The sequence below is a fragment of the Kitasatospora sp. P5_F3 genome, from assembly GCF_054049135.1.
The window spans coordinates 1-973 of sequence record NZ_JBFUMY010000194.1 but is presented as its reverse complement, the minus strand read 5'-3'; the positions used below and the strand labels follow the sequence as shown (position 1 = coordinate 973).

The following is a 973-nucleotide window of genomic DNA, read 5'->3' as shown; positions in this document are numbered from 1 at the left end:
TCAGGCGAGGGCGGTGGCGAGCAGGGCGAAGGCGGCGACGATGACGGCGACGCGGGCGTAGTGGTAGCGGTCCCAGCGGTCGCTCTGCTCCCTCCAGTCCGCGGGCCGGTTCTCGGGGGTCCACGTCTTGCTCCGGTTGTTGATCGGGACGAGCAGCAGKATCGACATGACCACGCTGAGGACCAGCAGCCCGGCGGCRGTGACGACCAGGCCGRCGCCGGGGCGGTGCCATCCGGCTACGGCCCACACCGCGCTCAGGGCGAGGGAGGTGAAGTACCAGACCGGCATCAGGGCACCGAGCATCCGGCCCCCGTGGGCGCGGCCGAGCTGGTAGCTGTCGTCAGGCAGTGCGCCGAGGATCCGGTTGACGACGAAGGCGACCGAGAACTCCACCCCCACCATCAGACCGACGACCACGACGGTGAACACCTCGAGTGCGTTGAGCATGATGACCCCTCCTGGGATCTAGCGCTGCTAGATRACGTGGTAACGCTAGTACTACTGAYGCTCCCTTGTCTAGCRGTGCTAGGATCGRGTCATGTCGGTACAGGAACGCAAGGAACGCGAACGGGCGACCCGCGAACGCCTCATCGTGACAACAGCCCGCGAACTCGCCGAACAGCAGGGCTGGGACGCGGTCACCACCCGCCGGCTCGCCGAGCGCATCGAGTACAGCCAGCCCRTCCTCTACAGCCACTTCCGCGGCAARCGCGAGATCATCGGCGCCGTCGCCCTCGAAGGCGCCACCGAGATGGCCGCGGCGCTGCGGGCCGCGACCGCCGCCGCAGACGGCCCGCGCGAGCGGGTGYACGCCCTCGCCCGCGCCTACCTCGACTACGCCGCACGCAACCCGGCGGTCTACGACGCCATCTTCCAACTCGACGGCGGCCTGGCCTTCGCGAACGAGGACACCCCACAACCTCTCAAGGACGCCTTCGCCGCCCTGTTGGAAAGCCTCGGCGAGGTCGCCGGG

Annotated in this window: 2 protein-coding genes; one reads left to right on the top strand and one right to left on the bottom strand. The window is 69.1% G+C overall.

Going from position 1 to position 973, the window contains the following annotated elements; all coding sequences use genetic code 11:
• Complete coding sequence (locus ACXJMZ_RS37290; RefSeq protein WP_457034428.1) at positions 1 to 447, bottom strand: anthrone oxygenase family protein; 447 nt, start codon at positions 445 to 447, stop codon at positions 1 to 3.
• 91 nt (positions 448 to 538) lie between these two features.
• Between ACXJMZ_RS37290 and ACXJMZ_RS37285 the strand changes: the two genes are divergently transcribed.
• The coding region (locus ACXJMZ_RS37285) for a TetR/AcrR family transcriptional regulator (RefSeq protein ID WP_457034427.1) at positions 539 to 973 on the top strand (435 nt) is incomplete at its 3' end.